This window comes from Thauera sp. 28, assembly GCF_000310145.2.
Lineage (GTDB): Bacteria > Pseudomonadota > Gammaproteobacteria > Burkholderiales > Rhodocyclaceae > Thauera > Thauera mechernichensis.
Genome location: NZ_AMXA01000103.1, coordinates 1 through 383 on the forward strand (window position 1 = coordinate 1; position 383 = coordinate 383).

At 61.6% G+C, this 383-nt stretch carries 1 pseudogene; it reads left to right on the forward strand.

Going from position 1 to position 383, the window contains the following annotated elements:
* Positions 1-79: 79 nt before the first annotated feature.
* Positions 80-383: pseudogene (locus tag C662_RS19640) on the forward strand (hypothetical protein); the annotation flags it as partial.

A 383-nucleotide genomic window follows, 5' to 3' on the forward strand; every position in this document is an offset into this window, starting at 1 on the left:
GTATTGATCTGGCAGCCGCCATCTCGGCCCAGCGCCAAGCGTTGGGCCTGCTTCCCGAATGAATAACAGGATCCCCAAAATGAAATCCACTCATACCCTCGCGGCATGGAGCCTCGCTGCCGTGCTTGCCGGGCTTGCCCCGCAAACGCTGGCCGGTGACGGACACGACCATGGAGAAGCGCCCGCGACCACAGCGGGCCCGGCATTGCCGCGATTTACCGCCGTCTCGGAACTCTTCGAGCTGGTCGGCGTAGTGAATGGCAAGAACGTCACCGTCTATCTTGACCACTTCGCTGACAACAGTCCGGTCAAGGACGCAAAGGTCGATCTGGAACTCGATGGGAAGGCCGTTGCGCTCACGCCCCATGCCGACGGTGAGTTCG